The organism is Psychrobacter jeotgali, from assembly GCF_904846315.1.
GTDB classification, from domain to species: domain Bacteria; phylum Pseudomonadota; class Gammaproteobacteria; order Pseudomonadales; family Moraxellaceae; genus Psychrobacter; species Psychrobacter jeotgali.
The window spans coordinates 1131055-1154683 of sequence record NZ_CAJHAF010000001.1 but is presented as its reverse complement, the minus strand read 5'-3'; the positions used below and the strand labels follow the sequence as shown (position 1 = coordinate 1154683).

Genomic DNA, 23629 nt, shown 5'->3' with positions numbered 1-23629 from the left:
ATTTAATAAAGAGTATTGCTAATATTGTTATCACTTTAACAAATGTAATTATTAACAAATTTTAAAATTAAGTCTTTAACTATTCTTTAATAAATAGTTAAAAGCAAGTGTTAATAATTAGATAATTCTAAATAATTAAAGGTTAAGTAATAAATATCATGAATGGATATTGCAGTAATTCTTTTTTAAGGTGTGATAATGCACGTTCAGTGAAAGTGCTGGTGCAAACTAGTCATTACTGTCCTAAATGCGAGTTTTCGTTGATTCCTGCTGAGAACGCTAATGATAGTCTGCGCCTTGATCAGAAGTTTTTGTATGTTAGTTTGCTACTTATGGTAGGGTTACTACTAATATTAGTCTATATTCACTACCAAAAATTTGTATAATTACCGCTCTTATTAAGCTAATCTAATTATCTGCTTAAAATCTCTAGCTTTATCGCTTACTTATTAACGCTCGGTATTATACCGCATAGGGACGGCATGCTATTCCAATCTATACGGCGCTTACGTCGTTTTGTCTATAATATTTTACAAAACGATGAGCATGATACCCTTTTTAGTCGTTACGTTGACTATTTTCTCATTTTTCTAATTTTGGCTAACGTAACGGCAGTAATTGCCGAATCAGTAGACCAGTTGTATTACCCTTATCAGCAGTATTTTACTTGGTTTGAAAACTTCTCTATCGTCATATTTTCTATTGAGTATCTACTGCGCTTGTGGAGTGTTGCCGAAGCTAAGCCTGATAATACCACCTGGCGGCAACGTTGGGACTGGCTCAGAAGTCCTTCAGCTATGATTGATCTAGTAGCGATTGCACCGGCGTTTCTGAACTTCTTTGTCAGTATAGATCTACGTTTCTTACGTATCTTACGTTTGTTTAGAATCCTTAAACTTACTCGCTACTTTGCATCAATGCGCATTCTTTTGGTGGTCATCAGTAAAGAGCGTGGCTCATTCCAAGCGGTTATCTTTATTTTGCTTATCATGATTGTGACTGCCTCCAGTGGTATCTATTTAGTTGAGAATCATGCCCAACCTGAAGAATTTGAGTCGATACCCAAAGCCATGTGGTGGGCGGTGGTAACTTTGACCACAGTGGGTTACGGTGATGTAACGCCCATCACTAATGCGGGTAAAATACTAGGCGCGGTCATTACGATATTGGGTGTAGGTCTAGCAGCACTGCCAGCAGGTATTTTGGCAACGGGTCTGGCAAATGAGCTTGCTCAGCGCCGTGAAGAGCTTGAGCAGCACTTTCGGGAACAACTGGTAAATGGGGATTTTGATCTGGTACAAAACCAAGTTCTAATTGATAAGATTCGTCGTGAGCTTGGACTTGATAAAGAGCAGTCGCAGAATATTGTACTGCAAGTTTTACGTGAGCAAGAGCTTGAGCGCCGCGAAAAAGAAGTGCGCAAAAAGAATTTTTGTCCCCATTGCGGAGAGCCATTAGATTAAGGCTAGAATTGCAACCAAACCTAAGCTTATATATCTAAAAGGGCGATAAACTAGTCTATAGTTTATCGCCCTTTTGTTTTTTACTTTTCATTTTTACTTATAACCCATCACAGTCGATAGTCAGCTATCTCCCTAGCTACGTGCAGTGGCGGGGACAGGCAGCGCACGGGCGAGCTCATGAGCCACTTGTTGAGCGGCTTTTTGTAAGTCAGTTTCTGATAAAGGCAAGTTCTGTACCGTTAAATGCCAATCATCAACTTCACGCTGTAAACTGGCGACCCAAATAGCATTACAATCACGGGGTAGCTGCTTTAAATTAACCTCGAATGCTCGATTACCCTCGTCATCACTAAGATGAATCTCACCGGCGTGTACTTTTCCAAAGGCTTGTTCATAGTATGAGCTCGCTAATAAGCCGATTTGATTGATATGGGCAGGGATTTTATCCAAATAAATGCGGATTTGTTCTTGATCGAGCGGCGCATTATACATAGCTTCGTGACCACGATCCTTGCCATTTAGGCTATCGCCTTGATGACGTACGCATTCCACTTTGTCCCGCAGTTTTTTAAACCATACTAGGTCTGTGATATTACAGTTATCATCATAGAGTGCACAAGCAATATCGATATCGATTGCGCCTTGATTCTGCTTTAAACGTTTGAACTTATTTTTCTTTTTAGGCTCAGGATCAGGCGGGGTGAAATCAAAATTTAAGGCAAAAAATAAAGTGTCTGAAGTTAGTCCAAGCGCCTTCAAATTGTCTGATAGCAGTGACAAAGGTTGTGAGGTTGGCATAGTGTTCCTTATTGATTATTTGGTTTTAGAGGGGGCAGAATCATCGCTGGCAGGCTGATTCAATACCACTTGATGGAGTAGTGTGGGCTTGGCATCTAATAAGCCATTTCCAAAACCTCGCAGCCACCAAACCAATTGCGAAGTCAAATTTACAGTGGCTTTTACGCTCAGCGTATCATCCTCATCATTAATGGTTACCACTTGATCTTCACTAAGTTTACTCTCAGTCAGGCTTTTGCCCGCTCTTTTAGTAAAGGTAAGCTCAATAGCGGTGTTTTTGCCATGATCGGGCAACTGACTCAATAAAGGATGAGTAAAGCCCATACCGCCAGCATCTAGATAGCTATCCAGCTGAAAGTCATCAGGGGTCTGAGCGCTACTTTCAAGAATCTCAACGCTAGCAAAACGATGCAGAGCAAAGGTGCGAATGATAGCTTCTGGATCGTCGATGCGGGTGGCCAGCAAGTAAATAATTACCCCGCGCTGAATGATAGCGATAGGATTTAAAATATACTCGCTAGCTTCGGTTTTATTGCTACGGGTATAACAGGCTTTTATTTGCAATTGATAAAATAGCGCGTGATAAATATTGTCTTTGCTCTCCAAGTCGATATGCGGCGCAATCAAGGGCTGCGTGGCAGGCTCAATCCGTACTCGGTCAATCCAAGAGTGGGTTACTTTGCTGTTTTTTAGTTGCCGGCGTGCCAAATCGAACCAAGGGAAAAGCTCATCTAAAATAGCAGGGGGTAGCAGCTGGGTCAGGTTGGCCTCGACCATATTAAACGCTACGGCCTGTGATAAATTCATGTGCGGTAAGCTTTGTAGCGGCGCATCTTCCTTCCAGCGCCAACCTTGCGGATTGGCATTATTCTTTTCGATAGGAAAGCGCTTGGCTAAAGCGTTCAAATCTCTTTGTACCGTACGCAAGCTAATATCAAAGCCAGCTAACATTAGCTGCTCATAGATATGAGTGGTTCCTACCCAGCGATTGCGTTGTAGTTGCGACAGCACTTGCCATTGCCGCGCTGTAGTCGCCGCCCCGTGACGACTGGCAGCCATACCGCTGGTTTCATTTGTGGCTTCATTAGCAGTTTCAATATCTGTTTTATCAGTAGGTTGCACAGTCATTGCAAGATAACCTATATAAATAAATACGATTATTAGGGTCTGTTAAAAGTTAGCTATAGACAGATAATAGTCAACAGCACTACTTTAGCCCTGCATTTTTTATCATCGCAGAAAAGGGCAGTAACGTCTAGGAATGATTACTGGTGCTTTTTATCCTTGCGTTTCTTCTTAGACTTTTTTTTGCTCTTTTTATCTTCCATCATTTCGGCTGCTTCTTGATCATCATCCCATAACATCAAGCGCTGTAGCACCTTGCCGAATAGACTGTCCTTATGATAGCGCCCCTTTTTCTTGGCTTTTTTGCCTTTTTTCTCATTTAGAGTATCGACAGGTAGACCGGTCATTAAAGTTAAGGCTTCGCTCAGAGTGCTAACGCCGTAAACGTGGAAGCGTCCTGCCTCAACGGCATCGATAATGTCGTCACGTAGCATCAACTGATTGATGTTGGCCATCGGTATGACTACGCCTTGCTCACCGGTTAATTGCTGCTCGCGGCAGGCATCAAAAAAGCCCGCAATTTTGGCATTGATACCACCAACCGCTTGTACTTCACCCAACTGATTCATAGAGCCAGTAATCGCTAATGCTTGATTGATAGGTACGTCAGCTAAAGCCGATAATAAGGCGCAGGCCTCACTAACCGTAGCGCTATCGCCATCAATATGCGCATAGCTTTGCTCAAAAGCAAGAGAGGCACTAAAATTAAGCGCATGATGTTGACTAAAGAGGGCGCGTAGATAGCTGGTCATAATCAGCATGCCTTTAGCGTGTAAGCTACCCCCTAAATCAACATCACGCTCAATATCCAAAATGTCGCCAGTGCCAGTATTAGGCTGGATAACCGCAGTTAGACGGGCAGGCATCCCAAACTCACTATCGGCATAGCTGACTACCGTCAAGGCGTTCACTTGTCCGACCGCTTGTCCTTCGGTGTTGATCAATTGCTGACCCGTTTTGAGCTCGTTCCAGTATAAATCGCGCAAGTAGCCCGAGCGCTCATCCATATCGGCAATAGCTTGAGCGACATGGCTGGCATCGACGATATCTTGCTTTTTCAAGCGTGCATGACGATTGGACTCATGCAGTAGTTTAATCAGCCGATCGCTATGTAAGCTTAGGCGATCTTGGTCCTCAGCTTGCAAGCTTAAATGCTCAAGCAAGGCCGCCTGAGCTTCATTGTTAAAGGGATAAAGATGGGCATAGTCGATAATATCAGCCATTTTTGCCACTAGCGCCAGCTCATGAGCATCATTACGAATGATGTCATCATGAAAGTCAGCTCGTATTTTAAATACCGCGTCAAACTCAGGCTCAAGCTCTAACAGCTCATAATATAAATCCGCTTCGCCCAGCAAAACCACTTTGACATCCAAGTCAATTGGTGCAGGTGCTAATGACAAGCTACCGGTTAAAGTCAGCATTTGCTCAAGGCTAGATAGCTTAATTTTGCGAGATTGCAGCGCTCGTTTTAGCCCTTGCCAGGCATAAGGATGCTCGAGCAAATGGCTAGCTTCCAGCAATAAGTAACCGCCATTGGCACGGTGCAGCGCGCCCGCACGAATCATACTAACATCGGTGGTCACCGTACCCAGTTGGGTGATTTGTTCAACATGACCCAATAAGTTTAAATGAGTAGGCAAGTCTTCAAAAATCACTGGTGCGCCGCTCTCAGGCTCGTGGCTGACGATAATATTGACTGTGTAGCGACTAGGAGTGGTGGCTAAAATAGCAGCGATAAACTCTTCATCGTCAGCATTGACGATACGCTCAACATGATTAACCATATCGTTAAGCATGGATTTTAGATAATCTACAACCGCAGCACTTTCACTAAATTGCTCATAAACAGGGGTGAATAGAGGTCGCAATGTGCGCTGCGCAATATCTCGATGTAAGCTTTCGATGGCGTCATTAGCCTCATCTTCTAATTGCTCCAAAGCAATAGTCAGCTGATTAAGCCGCTTTTGCATATAGTTTTTTTGAGTAAAATTATGCCGCTCAGTATCCTCAGAAGTCTGATTTGACTTTATGTTTGCTTTTGAATTTGTATTTTCGTTATTGTTTTTATCTTTTTCCTTATGATTTTCATTAGCGCTTTGAGCAAGGTTTTGTCTCTCTCCAGTATCCTCGGAAGGCTCGTTTGTGGGCAACTGGTTGGGATGAACAAATACTGCTTTATTGTCATGAGAGCGAAAAGTGAGCGCTAAGTCGTATTGCTTGCCTTCGGTATTTAACGCCTCGTAAGCATGGCTTTCTTGCTGATGAGTGGCATTTTTTATAGCTTCAATTTTGCTCTGATAATGATCGCTACGAAAGCGTTGGCTAAGCCGTTTTTTTGCTTGCTGCCATAGTTCATTGACCTGTTGCTGCAGTAGCTGCGCTTGCCCAGCGGGTAAATGTAAAGCGATAGGCGTCCTTGGATCAATAAAATTATGCACATAGACCCAATCGTCAGGAGTAGGGGCATCAGCGGCGATACGTTGCAGTAAACGGCTAATTATAGTACGTTTGCCCAAGCCATTTTCACCTGCCGCAAATACGTGATAGCCACTGGCATTAATATCTAAAGCAGTCTGTAGGGCTTTGATGGCCCGTTGTTGCCCAAAACCTACTTCCAAATCAGGAGCCGTGCGAGTATCAGTAGGGAGCTTATCAGGTTGGCTATAGCGTTTGAGCTGCTCAGCATCTATACGGCAGCGCTGCATGGTTTCAATAAATATAGGAGATACCGAGTGAGGGCTTTTTGATGACTCCTCGTTTTTTAATTTTGAAGGTTTTGTCATTTCATTTAATTCGGCAGTGTTTGCAGCCGTCAAATCGAATTCTGTAGCAGTAAAATTTGTTGAATCTTGAGTCATAGGATTGGCTTTTGGTTCGCGCATAAGCGTATAGGGCTTATAAAATATAGGATAATCTCAGCACGCATAATCTGTGATGGTGAGTTTATATAAGTTTATAGATATTGTAGTCATTGAAGCTATAGCTTTTCAAAACATAAAATCAGGTTTAAGCTTATAGGTTTTGAGCTCGTTATATAGAATAAACCATTAATTAAAGGGTAGATAGTATAAGATGGCGCACATTGGCGCAATCTGCAACTATCCAATAAGCGGGCTGCGTGATAAAATAATCGGTCCAGATACCAGAATGGGTAGTATAGTTAGGTGAAAGTAAAACTGTTATGTAAATTCAAAGGTGCTGCTGGTATTAATTTTGCGCAGCCTCTGTCAGCGTAGACACAGCACGCAAGTAAAATAAATACCAGCAGCACTGGACGGTAACACTTTTAAAGTAACTTAACTATATGCTGTATATTCGCTTCTACCCAATCCAACACTAGAAATGCTATCAACAATATGATGAATCCTACTATTATAGATCCGGCAGGCTTTGTAAAGCTTGGCGCCCAGCTTCCAGCACTGGCTGATATCTTAGCGCAGGCAGTACAATCGCTGGAGTTATCGCTTGACGATACTCAAATGCGCACTTTGTTATTGTACTTAGACAAGCTTTTATTATGGAATAAAGCGTATAATTTGACTGCCATTACCGATCCAAAAGAGGCATTAATCAAGCATGTTATAGATTGTTTGGCTATTATACCGCATTTACCGAAAGGTTCGCTGCTCGATATTGGTACCGGTGCGGGACTGCCAGCTGTCATTATAGCGATTTGTCAGCCAGAGCGTCACTGCACGGCGCTCGATAGTAATCAGAAAAAGATTCGTTTTATTAAGCAAATCAGTAGCGAGCTTGGGCTCGATAATGTAGACCCCATTGCCGCACGTATCGAAGCTCATGAGGCCAGTTATGAAATTATCACTTCGCGCGCTTTTGCTAGCTTGATTGACTTTGTCACTGTCGCTCAGTCGCGGCTTAGCAAAGAAGGTCAATTATGGGCAATGAAAGGTAAAGCGCCTTCTGAGGAAGAATTGCAGGCGCTACAAAAGAGCTGGCAGATCAATACTATTAAGCTAAACGTGCCACGATTAGATGACAGTCGTCATTTGATTGAATTATCGGTTAAAAATGACTAAGCTATGCACAACCGAAAACTCATGAAACTATTTTATAGTTGTGAAACCGTTGATATGAATTAAAAAAAGTATAAAGTACTGTAATAGCTAATATGAAAGTGTAAGTCAGTAATAGACCCCAATTAAATTGAGTGAGTGTATGGAAATCATAGCGATTGCGAATCAAAAAGGCGGCGTTGGGAAAACCACAACGGCGGTAAACTTGACCGCCAGTTTGGCCGCTAAGCGCAAGCATGTTCTGCTGATTGATTTAGACCCGCAAGGTAATGCTACCACTGGGACTGGCCTTGATAAAAATGATTTAAGTTTAACCATAGCCGACGTACTACTCGACGGGGTTTTGCTGTCGGATGCTATGGTCAATAGTCCTGCAGGATTTGATGTTATTGGGGCCAATCGCGAGCTGGCAGGTATGGACATTACTTTAATGGGACAGACCGATAGTCATGAGATATTGAAGAAAGCGATAACCCAGCTAGTCGCCGATCAAGCAGCCGAGCAGCAACAGCCATATGATTATATCGTTATGGACTGTGCGCCTAGTTTGAATTTGTTAACCATTAATGCTTTAGTAGCGACTGAAGGTGTTATTATTCCCATGCAATGTGAGTATTACGCTTTGGAAGGATTGGCTGATTTGTCGCAGACTATTGAGCGTTTAACAGAGCTTAATGATAAGCTTTATATTCGGGGAGTCGTTAGGACTTTGTTCGATGCGCGTAACACTTTAGCTAAGGATGTATCCGCTGAGCTTGACGCTCACTTCGGTGATATTATGTATAAAACTCACATTCCAAGAAATATACGCTTGGCAGAAGCGCCGGCGCACGGTTTGCCAGTACTGGCTTATGAAAGATGGTCCAAAGGCGCACGAGCCTACCAAAAGTTAGCGGCTGAAGTTATCAAGCAAAGTCGTTAGCATTGATCTTCAAAGTAAAAAAGTAGTAGCTCGACTCCATTATTAATCACAAATTGGCATTTATTTAGCGTTAGAGGATAGGTAATCATGGCGAAAAAACGAGGGTTGGCTGCCAATCGAGGTTTAGATGCCTTGCTTGGGTCAATCAAAAGAGAAAAGCAAATTACCGCCTCTGCGTTGCAAGATGATAAGGTTGTGCACGAGGGCGATAATACGCCTGCAAATATCAGCATTGAAACTAATGAAGATGTCAAAGTTAATACCAAAGCTAGTACGAAAAAAGCCCAATCTGCCAAATCTAGCAAAGTCGAAGCTACCGATAAGCGTGCACCGCGTAAGGCTAGTGTTCGCAATACTGCTAGAAAAAGTGTCAAAGCTCCAAGTGATGAAAGCGGTGCCACTGAAGATCAAATCAGCTTAGTACAAATAGCTGTCACACAGTTGCAAGCAGGGAAGTACCAGCCGCGCCGAGATATGAGCGAAACTGCATTGGCGGAGCTGGCTTCTTCTATTGAGCAACACGGTGTCATGCAGCCTATTGTTATCCGTCCGCTACTAGCTAATGAAGATAAGAGCACCGCCGAGGTGACCCATGAAATCATCGCTGGTGAACGGCGCTGGCGTGCGGCAAAAATGGCGGGCAAGTCAGTCATTCCTGCTATCGAACGAGCTTTATCTGATGAGTTAGCTATAGCTCTAGCATTAATTGAAAATATCCAGCGTGAAGACTTATCTGTGATTGAGCAAGCGGCTGCTTTGCAACGTTTTCATACTGAATTTGGTATGAGCCATGCCATGATTGCTGATGTGGTTGGCAAGGCTCGAACGACGGTATCCAATTTGCTGCGTCTCAATCAGCTACATGACGCTGTCAAAGACCACTTAGCCAATAATGCCCTTGATATGGGACATGCCCGTACATTACTAGCCTTGTCATCTGAGCAGCAACCTATTATCGCCCAAAAAATAATTGATGGCGGAATGACGGTACGGGAGGCTGAAAAGCTAGTCAAATCTATCTTGCAGCCTACTGCTAAATCAAACAGCACTCAACAAGTAGAAAGCCGAGAAGCTGAGCGTCTAACCCAGCGTTTAACCGATGCATTAGGGGCTCAAGTGAAGCTCAAGCATAAAAAAGACGGGCAGGGCAGCTTGGAGATATTCTTTCATGATCAAGATGAGCTCGCTGCGCTCATTCAGCAATTAGAAGCACAACGTAGTTAAGGTGGTCTTAACGCTAGTATGGTCTTGGCAATAAAACCACAGAAAAACCAATAGCAAAGCTATATCGATATAAAAATTTAATCGTTAGACTTAATAAAGGGAAAGCACAGCTATGTGGGAGTTGGTAAAAGCCGGCGGTTGGTTAATGACGCCTATTGTTGTTTGTTCAGTAGTGGCGCTTATTATTATTATTGAGCGTAGCCGCGCCTTACAGTTTGACAATATTGTCCCCAAGCGTTTACGTGAACAGCTGATTACCCGCTTACGTGAAAATGGCGATATCGGTCGCACCCAGCTGATGAATGTCAAAGAAAAAACGCCGCTGGGCGATATTTTGGCAACGGGCTTAATCTATAGGCAGTATGGTCTAGAATCTATGACCATGCATATGCAAAATCGGGCTAGCGTACAGATTCATCAGTTAGAAAAAAACATCAATATGCTGGGGACTATCGGTGCAATAGCGCCTTTGCTGGGTTTATTAGGGACGGTGCTTGGCATCATCTCCTCATTTTTGGCTATTACCGATGGCGCCATGCAAGATCCAACTTTATTAGCCGCTGGGGTGTCACAAGCCCTGATTACTACCGCAGCAGGAATGATCGTTGCTATTCCCGCTTTAGTTGCGTATCGTTATTTTCAGCGCCGAGTTGTTGATGTCAATGCCCGATTTGAAACGGAAGCCGGTTTGATGATTCAAGAGCTTTATGATTATCAATTACTCTCAGAGTCACAGGTGGCAACCCAAAAAGCATCAACTAACCTTGGTATTAAAGCAGACAGTCAAAGTGATATTCGCAGCTCTAATGCAGATTTTACAAGTAATAAGTCTATTGATAATGAGAGAACTGCTAATGATAATCAATCGATAGCAGAGAGCGCTACCGTTGGCATGCAGTCATTATGACGTCATGTTTATTAGTACCGTAACGTCGACCTGATTAAAGAGACTGCTATGCGTTTTAGAAAGCCCGCTGTTGAGCCGCTGGAAATCAATCTAACCCCAATGATTGATTGTTTGCTTTTCTTGATTATTTTTTTACTTTTAGCAACTTCATTCAATCACTTCAGTCGTTTGAATATCGTTTTACCTGAAGCTGAAGGGGTGGCACTTATTGAGCCGGAGACTAGTATTGAAGTGGCTGTGCAAGAGGATGGTAGCTATTTAGTCAATGGCATCAGTCTTGCTAGTAGTAGTGAGGCTGAGCTGACTAATCTGCTGCAACAAGAGGCCGGCAGCAACCGAGATATGCTCTTTGTGATTGCGGCAGATGCTAATGCTACTCACCAATCGGTAGTTAGAGTCATGGATATAGCGGGCAAGCTTGGCTTCTTAAATCTAAACATCAGTACGGTGATGCCGTTAAGTCAATCCTCTTCGCAATAAATAGTTATTAATCATGAGTAGATCATAACTATCATTCTTAGTTAAACCATCAAATTAATTCACTTATTTATTTTAACTCGAGGCTTTTATGAGCCAATCTTGGTCATCTGATGCAACTGATATTACTAAAAAACCACAGGAGCCTATAACGCCGCCTAAGCATAAAACTTTGTTGCGGCTGCTAAGCTATCTAAAGCCCTACTGGTGGGCGCTAATATTAGTGGTTATTGGCTTTGCTATCAATGCTGCTACAGAGATCTGGGTGGCTAAATTACTGCAATATGTCACTGATGCGGTCAATCAAAACGATCAAAGTAAACAGAACCTATTTCCCTTTTTAATTATCCTGCTATTTTTTGTACGTGGTTTAGGTAGTTTTTTAGGTAATTATTATTCAGCTTTAGTCTCTCGCAACCTAGTCTATAAACTGCGGGTTGAGGTGTTTAATAAGTTACTACGTTTGCCAAGCTCGTTTTATCTAATGAACCCCTCTGGTACCATCTCCTCCAAGCTAATCTTTGATGTGGAGCAAGTTACAGCGGCTAGTACTGACTCTATGAAAACCTTATTGCGAGACGGTTTAACCGTCGTCGCCTTAATTGGTTTTTTGCTGTATAGCAATTGGCGCTTAACGTTAATTCTGTTTTTAGTATTGCCGCCGATTTTGTGGTTAATTCGTTTTGCTTCTAAACGCTATCTTAGATTGTCAAAAGGTATTCAGCAAACCATGGGCGATGTCAGCCATATTACCAATGAGGTTATTGGCGGCTATCAAGTGGTCAAAAACTATGGTGGGCAAGCTTATGAAGCTGAACGTTTTAACTATACTTCACTAAAGAACCTACGCCAAGGTATGAAGGTGGTGGTCACTAATAGTATTAATACCCCAGCCGTCCAGCTATTAATGGCAATAGCGATGTCAGTGGTAGTATGGCTGGCATTGCGTCCTGAGGTTATTGCCAATAGCTCAGCAGGTGAATTTATCTCCTATATTGCCGCAGCTGGCCTACTAAGTAAGCCGGTACGCGCCCTCACTGACGTCAACCAAAAGCTACAAAGAGGTATTGCCGCTGGTGAGTCTATATTTGCGCTACTTGATGAGCCCGAAGAAACCGATAGCGGTATTCTTCACCCCAGCTTAAGTGGTAATATTCATTTAGATAATGTCAGCTTGGTTTACCCAGACTCCACCGTTGCTTTGCAGGATTTCAATTTGAATATTAAAGCAGGGGAGACTGTAGCTCTTGTAGGACGTAGTGGCGCTGGAAAATCGTCTTTGCTAAATCTATTGACCCGTACGCTGAATACTTCTTCTGGGGAGATTACTTTAGATGGCATTCCTATTGAAGACATTACTTTAGAGAGCTTGCGGGCGCAAATTGCCATGGTTAATCAGCAAGTGGTGCTGTTCAATACTACGGTCTTTAACAATATTGCTTATGGCAGTCTTGCAAATAAATCGCAAGCTGAGGTTGAACGGGCAGCAAAAGATGCTTTTGCCCACGATTTTATTATGAAATTGCCGCAGGGCTACCAAAGCCATATCGGCGCTGAAGGTCTGCAATTATCAGGGGGGCAACGTCAGCGTCTATCCATTGCTCGGGCGTTATTAAAAGACGCACCTATTCTAATTTTAGACGAAGCAACCAGTGCGCTTGATAACGAGTCAGAATACTATATTCAAAAAGCGCTTGATAATGTCATGAAAAACCGTACCACTTTGGTAGTGGCACACCGCTTGACCACTATCGAATCCGCTGATCGTATTGCGGTGCTAGATGGCGGACGAATTCTAGAGATCGGTACTCATCAAGAGCTGATGCAAGCGAATAGTCATTATGCACAGATGTATGCTCGTGATTTTGAGTAGGTGTTATCAATGAGCCTAGAGACCACAATCACTGATGCATGGCAGCGAAAAGCGCCTTGGTTATGGCTGCTTTTACCTGTTAGCGGGTTGTATGGTCTAGTCACTTTACTGCGCCGTCAAGCTTATAAACTAGGACTGTTCTCCAGTTACGAGGCTCCTATACCAGTAATGGTAATTGGCAATATTACGGTTGGTGGTAGCGGTAAAACGCCGCTAATCATCAGCTTAGTCGATCATTTGCAACAGCATGGCGTAAAGGTTGGAGTGATTAGCCGTGGCTACGGTGGTGACAGTAGTCAAATGCCAGCGTTAGTAACGATAGATAGCTTACCAAGCGTAGTAGGCGATGAGCCTTGCTTGATTGTTAGTATGACTCAAGTACCTATGGCGGTATGTCCTAATCGCCAGCAAGCTATTGAGCTACTAATAGAAGCCCATCCGGATTTGCAATTGATCATCGCTGATGATGGCTTACAACATTATGCGTTAGAGCGTGATATAGAATGGATTGTGGTTGACGCCGCCCGCGGTTTTGGGAATAAGCAATTATTGCCTACGGGATTTCTACGTGAGCCCCTATCGCGGCTCAAAAACAGTACTGTCATTTATCATCAAAAACCTAATGATAGTCAGGTTAATGACGAAGCATCAAGTAAGCTGTCTGCGCTAACCATGCAGCTACAGCCTGATAGTTTGCAGCCCTTATTGTCCGCTAATATTGATGATAGTCAGAATTCTTCAATATCAGAGACGACTGTTCCTGCTACGAACTCCATCAATAATAAAGTACATGCCGTTAGTGGCATCGGCTATCCTCAGCGCTTTTTTAATACCCTTGAAGCGCTGGGTTTTGAGGTTATAGGACATGCTTATCCTGACCACCATGATTTTGGTATTGATGAGCTACTGCAATATAAGGATTATCCTATTATTGTGACTAGTAAAGATGCGGTAAAAATCCGCACTTTGCTGACCCAAGATGAAAGCAAAGTAGCCTACTCAGCAGAAGAGACCGACTTAGTAACTCAGCTTTGGGTGCTGCCCGTCACTGCGGTATTATCAGATGCTTGCTATCAGACATTAGAGCAGCAATTGACAGCGGTTGGCATAGTGCTTACTGAGAATAATAAATAGTATCAGCCGATAACTGGTTTTAAGAATTAACTTTTTCGCTTACCAACACTTTTTGCAAAATGCTTGTATATTAGGTTCTAGGAATAAATCATGACCATCACCCCAGCCACTGTCAAAACCCATATTGTGATTCCTGCAAGGTTTAAAAGTACCCGCTTACAAGGAAAGCCTTTATTATCGATTCATGGTAAGCCCATGATATTGTGGGTGGCTGAAAAGGCACAAGCGGCGCATTTTGCCGATGATATGTGTATTGCGACCGATGATGCGCGCATTGCTAAAGTATGCACTGATGCCGGTTATGAAGTGGTTATGACCCGGGCTGATCATGCCTCAGGCACCGATCGTTTGGCAGAAGTCGCTGCTATTAAGGGCTGGTCAGCTCATGATATTGTTATCAATATGCAAGGGGATGAGCCTTTAGTACCGCCGTTACTATTGCAGCAAGTTAAAGATTTATTAGTGCAGGATGAAGACAGTGTGATGGCGACTTTATATGAGCCTATTACCGACTATCATAATTTTATGCGCCCATCGGTGGTAAAAGTGGTGAGTGCAGTGGTCGCTAATAAACAGCGAGCTTTATATTTCAGCCGAGCGCCTATCCCTTGTGATCGTGATGTAGCCTTAGCAGCAGATAATGAAAAAAATGTACAGCCACTCGCCCCAAAAAACGCTTATCGTCATTTGGGCTTATATGCATACCGCGTAAGTTTATTGCAGCAGTTTGTTCATTGGTCCCAAACTCCACTTGAACAGCTAGAACATTTAGAGCAGCTACGTATTTTAGAGAGTGGTGGCAAGATTGCTATCGAAGCGGCGGCACTACATCTGCCAGCAGGTGTTGATACCCAAGAGGATTTAGAGCGTTTGAATGCGCTTAGCATTGAGCAGTTTCAGAATTATCATAAATAAGCCTACAGTTGTGAAATAGCCTAAGCATATTTAAACTCTCGTAAAATAGGTCGATACTGCAAATAATGGAGTAGTAAAGGTGAATAACAGCGCAGATACCAATAATAAATCAAGCGACATTTATTTTGCGCCTTTATTACCGTGGCAACAGATTATTTGGACGCAGCTGACTAAGCGCGTATTGACGCCGCCACAAAACTTACCCCACGCTATGCTTGCCGCTGGTATGTCAGGCATGGGCAAACGAGCTTTTGTCTGGCGTTTGGTCGCTTGGTTACTATGTCGCAACCGCCAGCAGCATCCACAAGGGGCATGTGGTCATTGTGAAAGCTGCCAGTGGCTCAAATCGGGCACCCATCCTAGCTTGCAAGTGTTGCCTATTAGCAATATGCTCATCAGCGATGAAAGCCGAGATAGCCAAATGGAGAGCAGTACTAACAAAGGCAAATCCTCTAAAGCCAGTACCAAAGCCAACAATAAATCTGCCAAAACCTCCAGCAATACTATAAAAATAGATGATATCCGCGCGCTACAGCCTTTTATTTACCAAGGCGGGCAGGGCATGCGCATTTGCGTGTTAGATCATGCCGAGCAAATGACTATTGCCGCAGCTAATGCGCTACTAAAAACCCTTGAGGAGCCGCAAGCGCAAGTGCATTTATTCCTGATTAGCGATATGCCAGCCAAACTGCTACCTACTATTAAAAGCCGTGTACAACAGTTACCGCTACAAGCGATTGCTACATCGGTTGCTCGCAATTATGTGACAGATACCTTGGGCGGGGTAGTGAATAAAGAGCTGGTGACTCCCGCTCAGATCGAGCAGTTATTACAACTGGCCAATGGTGCGCCTCTGGCAGCGGTGGATCTGGCCAAGGCTAGTTGGTACAGTAAGCGCACGCTATGGCTTACGACTTGGCAGGCGCTACGTAGTGGTAAGCGCAGTAGCATCGCTGCTAGCGACTATTGGCAAACGCAGTTTGATATCTTTGATTTTATTAAGTTGTCTGAGCTCATGCTGGTTGATATCAGGCGGGTTGGTCTTGGGTTAAGGGCTGTACAACAGGATATTGAGATTACTGCTGCCCTACAAAACTATCCGCCCAGTATTCAATCACTAGAGGCTCTGACCCAAAGCTTACAACAGATCAAAATTGCCTTGCAACAAAACGTACAAGAAAAATTTGCTTATGATAAGCTAATGCAAGAATTAGCAGAATTATAACTCTCATTTAGGGCTTGCACTTAAGGCTTGCTTAGTCTAATTATCAAGCAGTAATTATGCTAAGGTTTTTTAGTAACTAAACAGAATCAACTTTTACGATCAGGAGCTTATTATGGCAATGCCAGGGCGTGGCGGAATTCTTACCTGCCATATTGAAGATGTCGAGACTTTATATGCCAGTTATTTATCGTTTGTCGATAATGGGGCGCTATTTATACCTACCAAGCGTGAACAAGCGCTAGGTGATGAGGTTTTTATTGCGGTGACGCTACCAAATTCTAGTGAGCGCCTACCGATGAATGGTAAAGTGGTATGGATAAACCATCAGTCTCAGTCTAGTCGTCCAGCAGGTTTTGCGGTGCAAATCGGGACGGACGTGGCGGGACAAAGAATAAAAAATGAAGTTGAGCGCCTATTGGCTGGAAAAATAGACAGCTTACAAGCTACCTATACCATGTAGCCCTTATAATTCAGTCCGTTGAAAGTAGTATTCATATAAGAAAAAAAGAGAGTGATCATATATCAATCTCTTTTGGTAGTTATAGCTGACTTTACTGCATAAATAGGTGGCTATTACAGTCTCTAATAGCGTGGCGGTACATACATATCATCAGGAATGGGCTCGCGGTAATATTCATTATCGCGTTTGCGATCTGGTAGCTCCACCTCTTCACGAGGCACCTCTTTATAAGGGATCTGCTCCAGCAAATGGGCAATACAGTTTAGGCGGGCACGTTTTTTATTATTACCTTCCACCACCCACCACGGCGCTTCAGGAATATGAGTGCGCTCGAACATGGTTTCTTTTGCTTTAGTATAATCCTCCCAGCGTCGTCTTGACTGCAAGTCCATCGGTGAGAGCTTCCACTGTTTTAGCGGATCATGAATACGGCTCATAAAGCGCGAATGCTGCTCATCGTCGGTAATAGAGAACCAGTATTTCACTAGGCGTATACCGGATCTTACTAACATGCGCTCAAACTCAGGCACCGATTGGAAAAACTCTTCATATTGCTCATCGGTACAAAAACCCATAACTCGCTCAACACCCACACGGTTATACCAACTGCGATCAAACAATACAATTTCGCCAGCTGCTGGCAGGTGCGCCACATAACGCTGAAAGTACCACTGTGATTGTTCACGTTCAGTGGGCGCAGGTAGGGCGGCAACTTTACAGACACGGGGATTAAGTCGTTGGGTAATACGCTTAATCGCGCCGCCTTTACCCGCTGAATCTCGACCTTCGAATATCACTACTATACGCTCGCCGCGATCCACCACCCAGTCCTGCAGTTTAATTAATTCACGTTGCAAGCGCACCAGCTCTTGAAAGTAGGTCTGACGATCAAGCTTTTCTTGTTCGGTCATCTCAATACCAGCGAAACGAAAATCTCGGAAGTAATCATCGATTTCATTCTCAAGCTCTTCGTCATAGGTATCGATTAAGTCTTGGTGCATTTTGCGCCGTAACTCATCATTGAATACCTCTTTGTCCATGCGCTCAATAAAATTATCCTGCTCAGGCTCACTAAGCTCGCTGCGTTCTTGCGGAGTTAAAGACTTAGGGTCTATCGATGAGGGGATGTTTGCCATAATGAGTTCCTGTCAGATAATGTTTCTATATTAAATAAACCTAAATAAAAATGCCCTCTAATCAACAGATTAAAGGGCAAGTAATAGAGTTTCAATAGCTTTCAAGTTAAATTTGAATATTTAGGCGTCTTACTTTTCTAAAATACAAGTTACGCCTTGACCGCCAGCTGCGCAGATAGAAACTAGCGCACGTCCTGAACCTTTTTGATCCAGTAGCTTGGCAGCAGTCGCTAAGATACGTCCACCAGTAGCAGCAAAGGGGTGACCTGCTGCTAATGACGAGCCATTAACGTTAAGTTTGCTACGATCAATAGAGCCAAGTGGGGCATCTAGTCCCAAACGCTCTTGACAGAAGGTTTCATCTTCCCATGCCGCCAGCGTTGATAATACTTGTGAGGCAAAGGCTTCATGAATCTCATAAAAGTCAAAGTCTTGCAAGCTTAATCCTGCGCGTTCAAGCATACGTGGTACTGCGTAAGCAGGCGCCATCAATAAACCTTCTCTATCTCCAGATTTACCAATGAAGTCGACCGCTGCGGTTTCTTGATGCACGATATAAGCCAGTGGCTTGAGGCCATGCGCTTCTGCCCACTCATCATTAGCTAATAGCACGCAAGAAGCACCATCGGTCAATGGGGTTGAGTTGGCTGCGGTCATGGTTGGGTTAGCGTTCTTTTTACCAAATACCGGTTTTAGCTTAGCCATTTTCTCTTTGGTAGAGTCTGGGCGTAAGTTATTGTCACGGGTCAGACCTTTGTAAGGAGTAATCAAATCGTCAAAGAAGCCTTCATCGTAAGCACGGGCTAGGTTTTTATGACTGTTAAAAGCCAGCTCATCTTGAGCTTCACGGCCGATGTTCCATTCAAGAGCGGTAATCGCTTGATGGTCGCCCATAGATAAACCTGTGCGCGGCTCACCATTTTGTGGTGATTCAATCAGATCTTTTGGATTCAGACCCATTAATGCTTTAAGACGCTGCTTGTTGTTTTTTGCTGCGCCAAGCTTAAGAATGACTTTACGCAGGCCATCACCGATAGCGATCGGGGCGTCCGACGTGGTATCGACACCACCAGTAATAGCTGAATCAATGACTCCTAACGCAATTTTGTTAGCAGCGGCAAAAGTAGCCTGTAAGCCTGTGCCACAAGCCTGCGAGACGTCATAAGTTGGCGTATGTGGATCCAAAGCGGTATTGAGCGCCGCTTCACGAGTTAGGTTTAAATCGCGGCTAAGCTTAAGTACTGCACCGGCTACTACTTCACCTACGCGCTCACCTTGTAAATCATAACGCTCAATCAAACCATTTAAAGCAGCAGTGAGCATATCGATGTTGCTAGCATCAGCATAAGGACCATTTGAGCGTGCAAATGGGATACGGTTACCGCCTAAAATAGCCACTCGGTGTTGCCCTGAGCTCAGAGTAGTCTTGCCCGGCTTTTTAGGAGTAGGGCGGGTTTGCTTAGTAGCTTTAGTATCAGCTTCTTTCTGATCTTTATTAGCATTTTGCTTTTTGCTGTCTTTTTTATCTTCTTGCTTGCTGCTCTGCTTCGGTTGTTCTGCTGCGTTCGACTTTGCGGTAGTATCAAAGGCGTTAAGCTCTTCAGCTTCTTCAATTAAGTCTTCCTTAATCTTAGACTTCTTCTCCGCCTGTTTATTTTTTGAATTATCTTCTACTGGTTTACCTTCACTATCTACGATATCAGTCGCTTGTTTGAGATCAGCAATCGAATCAAAGTTAGTATTAGCGTCTTGGCCACCTTTATCATTACCCTTATTTTCGGTCTGCGTACTAGCAGTTACCGAGTCAGAACTGTCAGAATTTTTGACTACAGAGGTCTCGACAATGGGATTGTTTTTCTTGTTACTCATAAAATTATCCTTTAATAAAATGAATGTAAAAATGGCATTCGAATATAACTATTCTATAGAGCTGATCTTATTGTAATGTACATAATATGCTAAAGCAGGTAACTATAAGCAAATAGACTAGATAAATGACTATACTCAGAACGCATAACTCCGAATATACAAGGTCAAAAATATCTGCTATACACAAACCATGCTATTCAATGCAATTTTAGCGGATGCTAAGTACACAGCTGGAACGGCTAATAAAAAATAGCATCAATAAACAGAATACTTATATCGTAAACCTATAACTTATCGGTATGATATTAGCATAACTCACTATTTTTTGAAGATGGTTAACGTAACGCCTCGGTCTACAAATAGTTATATGACTGCTGATGTCAGATATTGACTTTTGTACTTAGGCCCATTGGTGTGTATAGTTATCGGGTAGCGTTTAGCATTATTTTAGCTAGTGTCACTTACTCAACGCTTATTTATATAGTACTTATAGACACCTAGTTATATTATAGTAAGTAAATAGCTTATGTTAAGTAAATCACATTATAATAGTTATCGTTTTGATTTTTGATAAAAATTCCCAATTACAAATACTTATAGGAGCATAAATATGTCGGATCGTTATGGAGATTTTGTTCAATCTACGATTGGTAAAAAAGTAGCAAAAAATTTAGGTTTGCCTTTACCGGTTAGTTTAGATCGTTTTGAGAGCGGTCAACGTTTGGTGCGTGGTAGCGTATTGGTTGGTCGTGCTAATGGCGATGATATGAGCATTAGTGCGTCAGTAGCTCGGGTATTATCAGAGCTACATGCTGAGGTTTACGTCAATAGTCGCGACAAGGTGAAAGATGCGCTTGCGGATGCTGGTGTCGATGCCAAGGCCAATACGGGTGGTGATGATAAATTTAAAGTGGTGCTATTTGATGCCAGTAACATCACCAATGCGGATCAATTAAAGCAAGTTTATGAGTTTTTCCACTTTGTCGCTCGCCGTATTGAAAAGTCAGGCCGGGTCATTGTCATCGGACGTCCACCAGAAGATAATGATGATATAGAAACCGTATTGGCACAGCGTGCGCTTGAAGGTTTTGTGAAGTCAGTGGGCAAAGAGTTTAAGCGCGGTATTACTGCACAGCTAATTTATGTGGCTGACGGTGCCGAGCAAAACCTTGATTCAAGCTTGCGTTTCTTTACCTCAGCACGCTCAGCTTATGTTTCAGGACAAGTCGTACGAGTAACCAAAGGCGATGTGGTCGAGCTCGACTGGACGCAGCCACTGGGCGGCAAAACTATGCTAGTAACTGGCGCCAGCCGTGGTATTGGTGAAGCTATTGCTCGAGTCTTGGCTCGTGAAGGCGCGCATGTCATTTGTCTTGACGTCCCGCAGCAGCAAAGCGACTTACAAAAAGTAGCTAGCGAAATTAGCGGTTCAGCCTTGATGGTTGATATCACTAGCGAAGATGCCGGCGCGCAAATAGCAGATGCTGCTAAAAAACGGGGCGGTCTTGATGCTATCATTCATAATGCGGGTGTGACCCGTGATAAAACCTTGGCTAAAATGGATGAGAAAAAATGGGATATGGTGATTAACATCAACCTTGCTAGTATCGTCAAACTAAACCGTTATTTGCTTGAAAACGAAGTCCTAAAAGAAAATGCTCGTATCGTTTGTGTCTCTTCAATTTCAGGTATCGCCGGTAACTTGGGTCAAACCAACTACGCCACTTCTAAAGCTGGCGTCATTGGGTTGGTTGATGCCACTGCCAAACAGCTGGCGGACAGTGATAAAGGTATGACGATTAATGCGGTGGCTCCTGGTTTCATTGAAACTCAAATGACTGAAGCGATTCCATTTGCTATTCGTGAAGCCGGTCGCCGTATGAACTCAATGAGCCAAGGCGGATTACCAGTCGATGTTGCCGAAACTATCGCTTGGTTAGCATCGCCAGCATCTGGAGGTCTGAACGGCAACACCGTTCGTGTCTGTGGTCAGAGCTTACTGGGCGCTTAAAAGCTGACTCCTCTAAAGCTTAGTTTGGAGTACAGATGTAGCAATGTCTATCGACCTTGTAAGTCATTGATATGGTTGCTGATTAATTTTTAAGATAACAAATGCTTACGAAAAAAGCACTAGTAAAGGTTAATAAAGCTGCCCTAGGGTGGCTTTTTTATGATAAAAAACAGGCTTAATAAAATAAATTTGCGCTATTGCTGTTTATTTGTTGGTATTGTGCGCTTTTGAGTGGATCATTTGCCCGTTAATACTAGTAATATCGTAATATAATATATAACTCATAGCTCAATGGATGTGCTAAGAATATTTGTTCAAGCCCCAATAGGATCGATTTATGTCAGATAAACATTATGATGCGTTACCAAAAGCGCATACTACCTACGCTAATATTATCAAAAGTTTATTGCCTATCGGTGATAACCCCAAGGTCAGTAAAGACCAGTTGCCCCGATCTACTTATTATGTAGATGATCTGCATATTGATCAGGGTAACCTGAATGATTATCGTAAGATATGTGGGTTTGCGGATAATGGCAAAGTGCCCATCACTTATTTTGCGGTGTTATCACAGACGCTGCAAATGAATATGATGGTCAAAGAACCGTTCCCATTTGCCATGTTAGGCTTAGTTCATGTGGATAATGTGGTTACTCAGTATCGTCCTATCGGCGAGCGCGAAACGGTCTCGATGTCAGTTACCTTTGATAATTTACGTGATCATGCTCAGGGTCAGCAGTTTGATTTTGTGACTACGGTTAAGTCGCAAGACGATATTATCTGGGAAGGGGTGTCCACTTATCTTGCTCGTGGCAAGAAACCGGAGAGTAGTGTAAGTAGCAAAAACAAACCACGTCCAGCGACCGTAAAGCCTATGGTTGATGAAAAAGGGGTGCATAAAGTATTTGAGGTCGCCGAAGATGTCGGTCGCCGCTATGCTTTCATCTCTGGCGACTTTAACTTAATTCATTTACATCCGTTATCTGCTCGAGCTTTTGGCTTTCCTAAAGCTATTGCACATGGGATGTGGTCTAAAGCTAAATGCTTGGCATTGATGGGCGATTTACCCGATGCTTGTAGCGCTGAGGTATCATTTAAACTACCTATCTTTTTGCCATCAGAGGTTGAGCTGATTGCAGAGCCGACTGATAAGCTTGAAACTGTAGAAGATGCCTGTGTTTTTGGTTTATATAGCGCCAAAAATGATAAACCGCACCTTGCTGGGGTGGTTAAATTAGTTGCTGAAGATCAGTAGATAATTTAGTAGGTCATCTTATTTGAATAACGCCCAGCAATAATTATTATACTTATTCTTATTCTTATTCTTATTCTTATTCATAGCATTAGCCAGTTTCATCAAGCGAATGCTATGAATGAGCTAAATCTATCCAACTAACTAACTTATAACCATGACTCAAAACATTAAAAAAAACTTAGATGACGTACAGAAAACCCCCGCAGATAATGGCATTAATCTAACTGATACTTTAGAGCCTTATTATCGTCCTGATGAACAAACTATTGTTTGCGGTGCGCTTGATAAGGCTAAGGTAGCTGCTTTAGCAAAAGCGGGCGTTGAGCTGGTGATTAACTTACAAGCGGATGAAGAGCTAGAGTTTGATGAAGCAGAAGCCGTAAAGCAAGCAGGTATGGCTTATGAGCATCTGCCCATAGATGGCGCAGAGGATCTAAAGCAGCTCAAAATACTGGCATTTGATAATATATTGCGCCAACATCCTGGCAAAAAAACAGTGATGCACTGTGGGTCGGGTAATCGCGCTGGCGCTGCAGTAGCGCTGCGGGCAGGCTGGTTACGTGGACGTAAAATGGATACTGCTATGGAGCGCGGACGTAATCATGGGCTCACCAGTTTAGAAGAAGAAGTATATAATCGTTTATTAGTACCGCGTTGATATTTGTACCGCATTGATCAGGTAGCTGTATTGATTTATAAAAAAGTAGTATATTTCAAACTAGGCGACCAGTGGGTGGCCTGTTTTATGAGCTTTATTTATTTTTATCACATGTATTGCTATTGCTCGACTATATCCTG

At 43.1% G+C, this 23629-nt stretch carries 19 protein-coding genes; 14 read left to right on the top strand and 5 right to left on the bottom strand.

The features are described 5' to 3' along the window. Positions 1-482: 482 nt before the first annotated feature. Entirely contained in the window at positions 483-1463 is a 981-nt protein-coding gene (locus tag JMX18_RS04660; RefSeq protein ID WP_201584987.1) for an ion transporter, read from the top strand. Positions 1464-1595: 132 nt separating this feature from the next. Here the strand turns inward: JMX18_RS04660 and JMX18_RS04655 are convergent, their stop codons facing one another. From JMX18_RS04655 to JMX18_RS04645, 3 genes are all read right to left on the bottom strand, one after another. After that, positions 1596-2261, bottom strand: coding sequence for a TerD family protein (locus JMX18_RS04655; protein WP_201584985.1), 666 nt, complete (start codon positions 2259-2261; stop codon positions 1596-1598). Positions 2262-2276: 15 nt separating this feature from the next. After that, positions 2277-3320: a helix-turn-helix transcriptional regulator gene (locus tag JMX18_RS04650; protein WP_201588229.1), complete on the bottom strand. Its 1044-nt coding sequence runs from the start codon at positions 3318-3320 to the stop codon at positions 2277-2279. Positions 3321-3526: 206 nt separating this feature from the next. Beyond that, entirely contained in the window at positions 3527-6271 is a 2745-nt protein-coding gene (locus tag JMX18_RS04645; protein WP_406947348.1) for an AAA family ATPase, read from the bottom strand. A gap of 474 nt (positions 6272-6745) precedes the next feature. Between JMX18_RS04645 and rsmG the strand changes: the two genes are divergently transcribed. The 10 genes from rsmG (at position 6746) to JMX18_RS04595 (ending at position 16560) form a co-directional block, all read left to right on the top strand. Beyond that, the gene (gene rsmG, locus JMX18_RS04640; protein WP_406947347.1) at positions 6746-7426 is read left to right on the top strand and encodes a 16S rRNA (guanine(527)-N(7))-methyltransferase RsmG; all 681 of its coding nucleotides are present in this window, start codon (positions 6746-6748) and stop codon (positions 7424-7426) included. A gap of 139 nt (positions 7427-7565) precedes the next feature. Continuing rightward, positions 7566-8345, top strand: coding sequence for a ParA family protein (locus tag JMX18_RS04635; RefSeq protein ID WP_201584984.1), 780 nt, complete (start codon positions 7566-7568; stop codon positions 8343-8345). 87 nt (positions 8346-8432) lie between these two features. After that, positions 8433-9569: a ParB/RepB/Spo0J family partition protein gene (locus JMX18_RS04630; protein WP_201584982.1), complete on the top strand. Its 1137-nt coding sequence runs from the start codon at positions 8433-8435 to the stop codon at positions 9567-9569. Positions 9570-9681: 112 nt separating this feature from the next. Further along, a complete protein-coding gene (locus tag JMX18_RS04625) occupies positions 9682-10476 on the top strand; it encodes a MotA/TolQ/ExbB proton channel family protein (protein WP_227674562.1) in 795 nt (264 codons plus the stop codon). A 48-nt stretch (positions 10477-10524) separates the two neighbouring features. Beyond that, positions 10525-10956 (top strand): ExbD/TolR family protein, encoded by a 432-nt coding sequence (locus JMX18_RS04620; protein WP_201584980.1) that lies wholly within the window; start codon positions 10525-10527, stop codon positions 10954-10956. 88 nt (positions 10957-11044) lie between these two features. Continuing rightward, the gene (gene msbA, locus JMX18_RS04615; protein ID WP_201584978.1) at positions 11045-12826 is read left to right on the top strand and encodes a lipid A export permease/ATP-binding protein MsbA; all 1782 of its coding nucleotides are present in this window, start codon (positions 11045-11047) and stop codon (positions 12824-12826) included. Between the two features lie 9 nt (positions 12827-12835). Beyond that, positions 12836-13960: a tetraacyldisaccharide 4'-kinase gene (gene lpxK / locus JMX18_RS04610; protein WP_201584976.1), complete on the top strand. Its 1125-nt coding sequence runs from the start codon at positions 12836-12838 to the stop codon at positions 13958-13960. 90 nt (positions 13961-14050) lie between these two features. Next, a complete protein-coding gene (gene kdsB / locus JMX18_RS04605) occupies positions 14051-14875 on the top strand; it encodes a 3-deoxy-manno-octulosonate cytidylyltransferase (RefSeq protein WP_201584974.1) in 825 nt (274 codons plus the stop codon). A 79-nt stretch (positions 14876-14954) separates the two neighbouring features. Further along, positions 14955-16100: a DNA polymerase III subunit delta' gene (locus tag JMX18_RS04600; protein WP_201584972.1), complete on the top strand. Its 1146-nt coding sequence runs from the start codon at positions 14955-14957 to the stop codon at positions 16098-16100. A gap of 112 nt (positions 16101-16212) precedes the next feature. Next, positions 16213-16560 (top strand): PilZ domain-containing protein, encoded by a 348-nt coding sequence (locus JMX18_RS04595; protein WP_201584970.1) that lies wholly within the window; start codon positions 16213-16215, stop codon positions 16558-16560. 122 nt (positions 16561-16682) lie between these two features. Here JMX18_RS04595 and ppk2 read toward each other — a convergent pair whose 3' ends face one another. Together ppk2 and JMX18_RS04585 are read right to left on the bottom strand one after the other, a co-directional pair. Beyond that, positions 16683-17696: a polyphosphate kinase 2 gene (ppk2, locus tag JMX18_RS04590; protein ID WP_265088813.1), complete on the bottom strand. Its 1014-nt coding sequence runs from the start codon at positions 17694-17696 to the stop codon at positions 16683-16685. A gap of 129 nt (positions 17697-17825) precedes the next feature. Next, the gene (locus tag JMX18_RS04585; protein ID WP_201588225.1) at positions 17826-19115 is read right to left on the bottom strand and encodes an acetyl-CoA C-acetyltransferase; all 1290 of its coding nucleotides are present in this window, start codon (positions 19113-19115) and stop codon (positions 17826-17828) included. A 1060-nt stretch (positions 19116-20175) separates the two neighbouring features. On the opposite strand from JMX18_RS04585, the gene JMX18_RS04580 reads away from it, so the two are divergent. From JMX18_RS04580 to JMX18_RS04570, 3 genes are all read left to right on the top strand, one after another. After that, on the top strand, positions 20176-21576 hold the full coding sequence (locus JMX18_RS04580; RefSeq protein ID WP_201584962.1) for a 3-oxoacyl-ACP reductase: 1401 nt from the start codon (positions 20176-20178) through the stop codon (positions 21574-21576). Between the two features lie 337 nt (positions 21577-21913). Further along, positions 21914-22831, top strand: coding sequence for a MaoC family dehydratase (locus JMX18_RS04575; RefSeq protein ID WP_201584960.1), 918 nt, complete (start codon positions 21914-21916; stop codon positions 22829-22831). Between the two features lie 154 nt (positions 22832-22985). Then, the gene (locus JMX18_RS04570; RefSeq protein ID WP_201584958.1) at positions 22986-23489 is read left to right on the top strand and encodes a phosphatase domain-containing protein; all 504 of its coding nucleotides are present in this window, start codon (positions 22986-22988) and stop codon (positions 23487-23489) included. The last annotated feature ends 140 nt before the right edge of the window (positions 23490-23629 follow it).

Coding starts and splice junctions, on each gene's coding strand:
- JMX18_RS04580 (WP_201584962.1), top strand. CDS start 20,176: ATGTCGGATCGTTATGGAGATTTTGTTCAATCTACGATTGGTAAAAAA.
- ppk2 (WP_265088813.1), bottom strand. CDS start 17,696: ATGGCAAACATCCCCTCATCGATAGACCCTAAGTCTTTAACTCCGCAA.
- JMX18_RS04620 (WP_201584980.1), top strand. CDS start 10,525: ATGCGTTTTAGAAAGCCCGCTGTTGAGCCGCTGGAAATCAATCTAACC.
- kdsB (WP_201584974.1), top strand. CDS start 14,051: ATGACCATCACCCCAGCCACTGTCAAAACCCATATTGTGATTCCTGCA.
- JMX18_RS04660 (WP_201584987.1), top strand. CDS start 483: ATGCTATTCCAATCTATACGGCGCTTACGTCGTTTTGTCTATAATATT.
- rsmG (WP_406947347.1), top strand. CDS start 6,746: ATGATGAATCCTACTATTATAGATCCGGCAGGCTTTGTAAAGCTTGGC.
- JMX18_RS04635 (WP_201584984.1), top strand. CDS start 7,566: ATGGAAATCATAGCGATTGCGAATCAAAAAGGCGGCGTTGGGAAAACC.
- JMX18_RS04645 (WP_406947348.1), bottom strand. CDS start 6,271: ATGCGCGAACCAAAAGCCAATCCTATGACTCAAGATTCAACAAATTTT.
- JMX18_RS04570 (WP_201584958.1), top strand. CDS start 22,986: ATGACTCAAAACATTAAAAAAAACTTAGATGACGTACAGAAAACCCCC.
- JMX18_RS04630 (WP_201584982.1), top strand. CDS start 8,433: ATGGCGAAAAAACGAGGGTTGGCTGCCAATCGAGGTTTAGATGCCTTG.
- JMX18_RS04650 (WP_201588229.1), bottom strand. CDS start 3,320: ATGGCTGCCAGTCGTCACGGGGCGGCGACTACAGCGCGGCAATGGCAA.
- lpxK (WP_201584976.1), top strand. CDS start 12,836: ATGAGCCTAGAGACCACAATCACTGATGCATGGCAGCGAAAAGCGCCT.
- msbA (WP_201584978.1), top strand. CDS start 11,045: ATGAGCCAATCTTGGTCATCTGATGCAACTGATATTACTAAAAAACCA.
- JMX18_RS04625 (WP_227674562.1), top strand. CDS start 9,682: ATGTGGGAGTTGGTAAAAGCCGGCGGTTGGTTAATGACGCCTATTGTT.
- JMX18_RS04655 (WP_201584985.1), bottom strand. CDS start 2,261: ATGCCAACCTCACAACCTTTGTCACTGCTATCAGACAATTTGAAGGCG.
- JMX18_RS04595 (WP_201584970.1), top strand. CDS start 16,213: ATGGCAATGCCAGGGCGTGGCGGAATTCTTACCTGCCATATTGAAGAT.
- JMX18_RS04575 (WP_201584960.1), top strand. CDS start 21,914: ATGTCAGATAAACATTATGATGCGTTACCAAAAGCGCATACTACCTAC.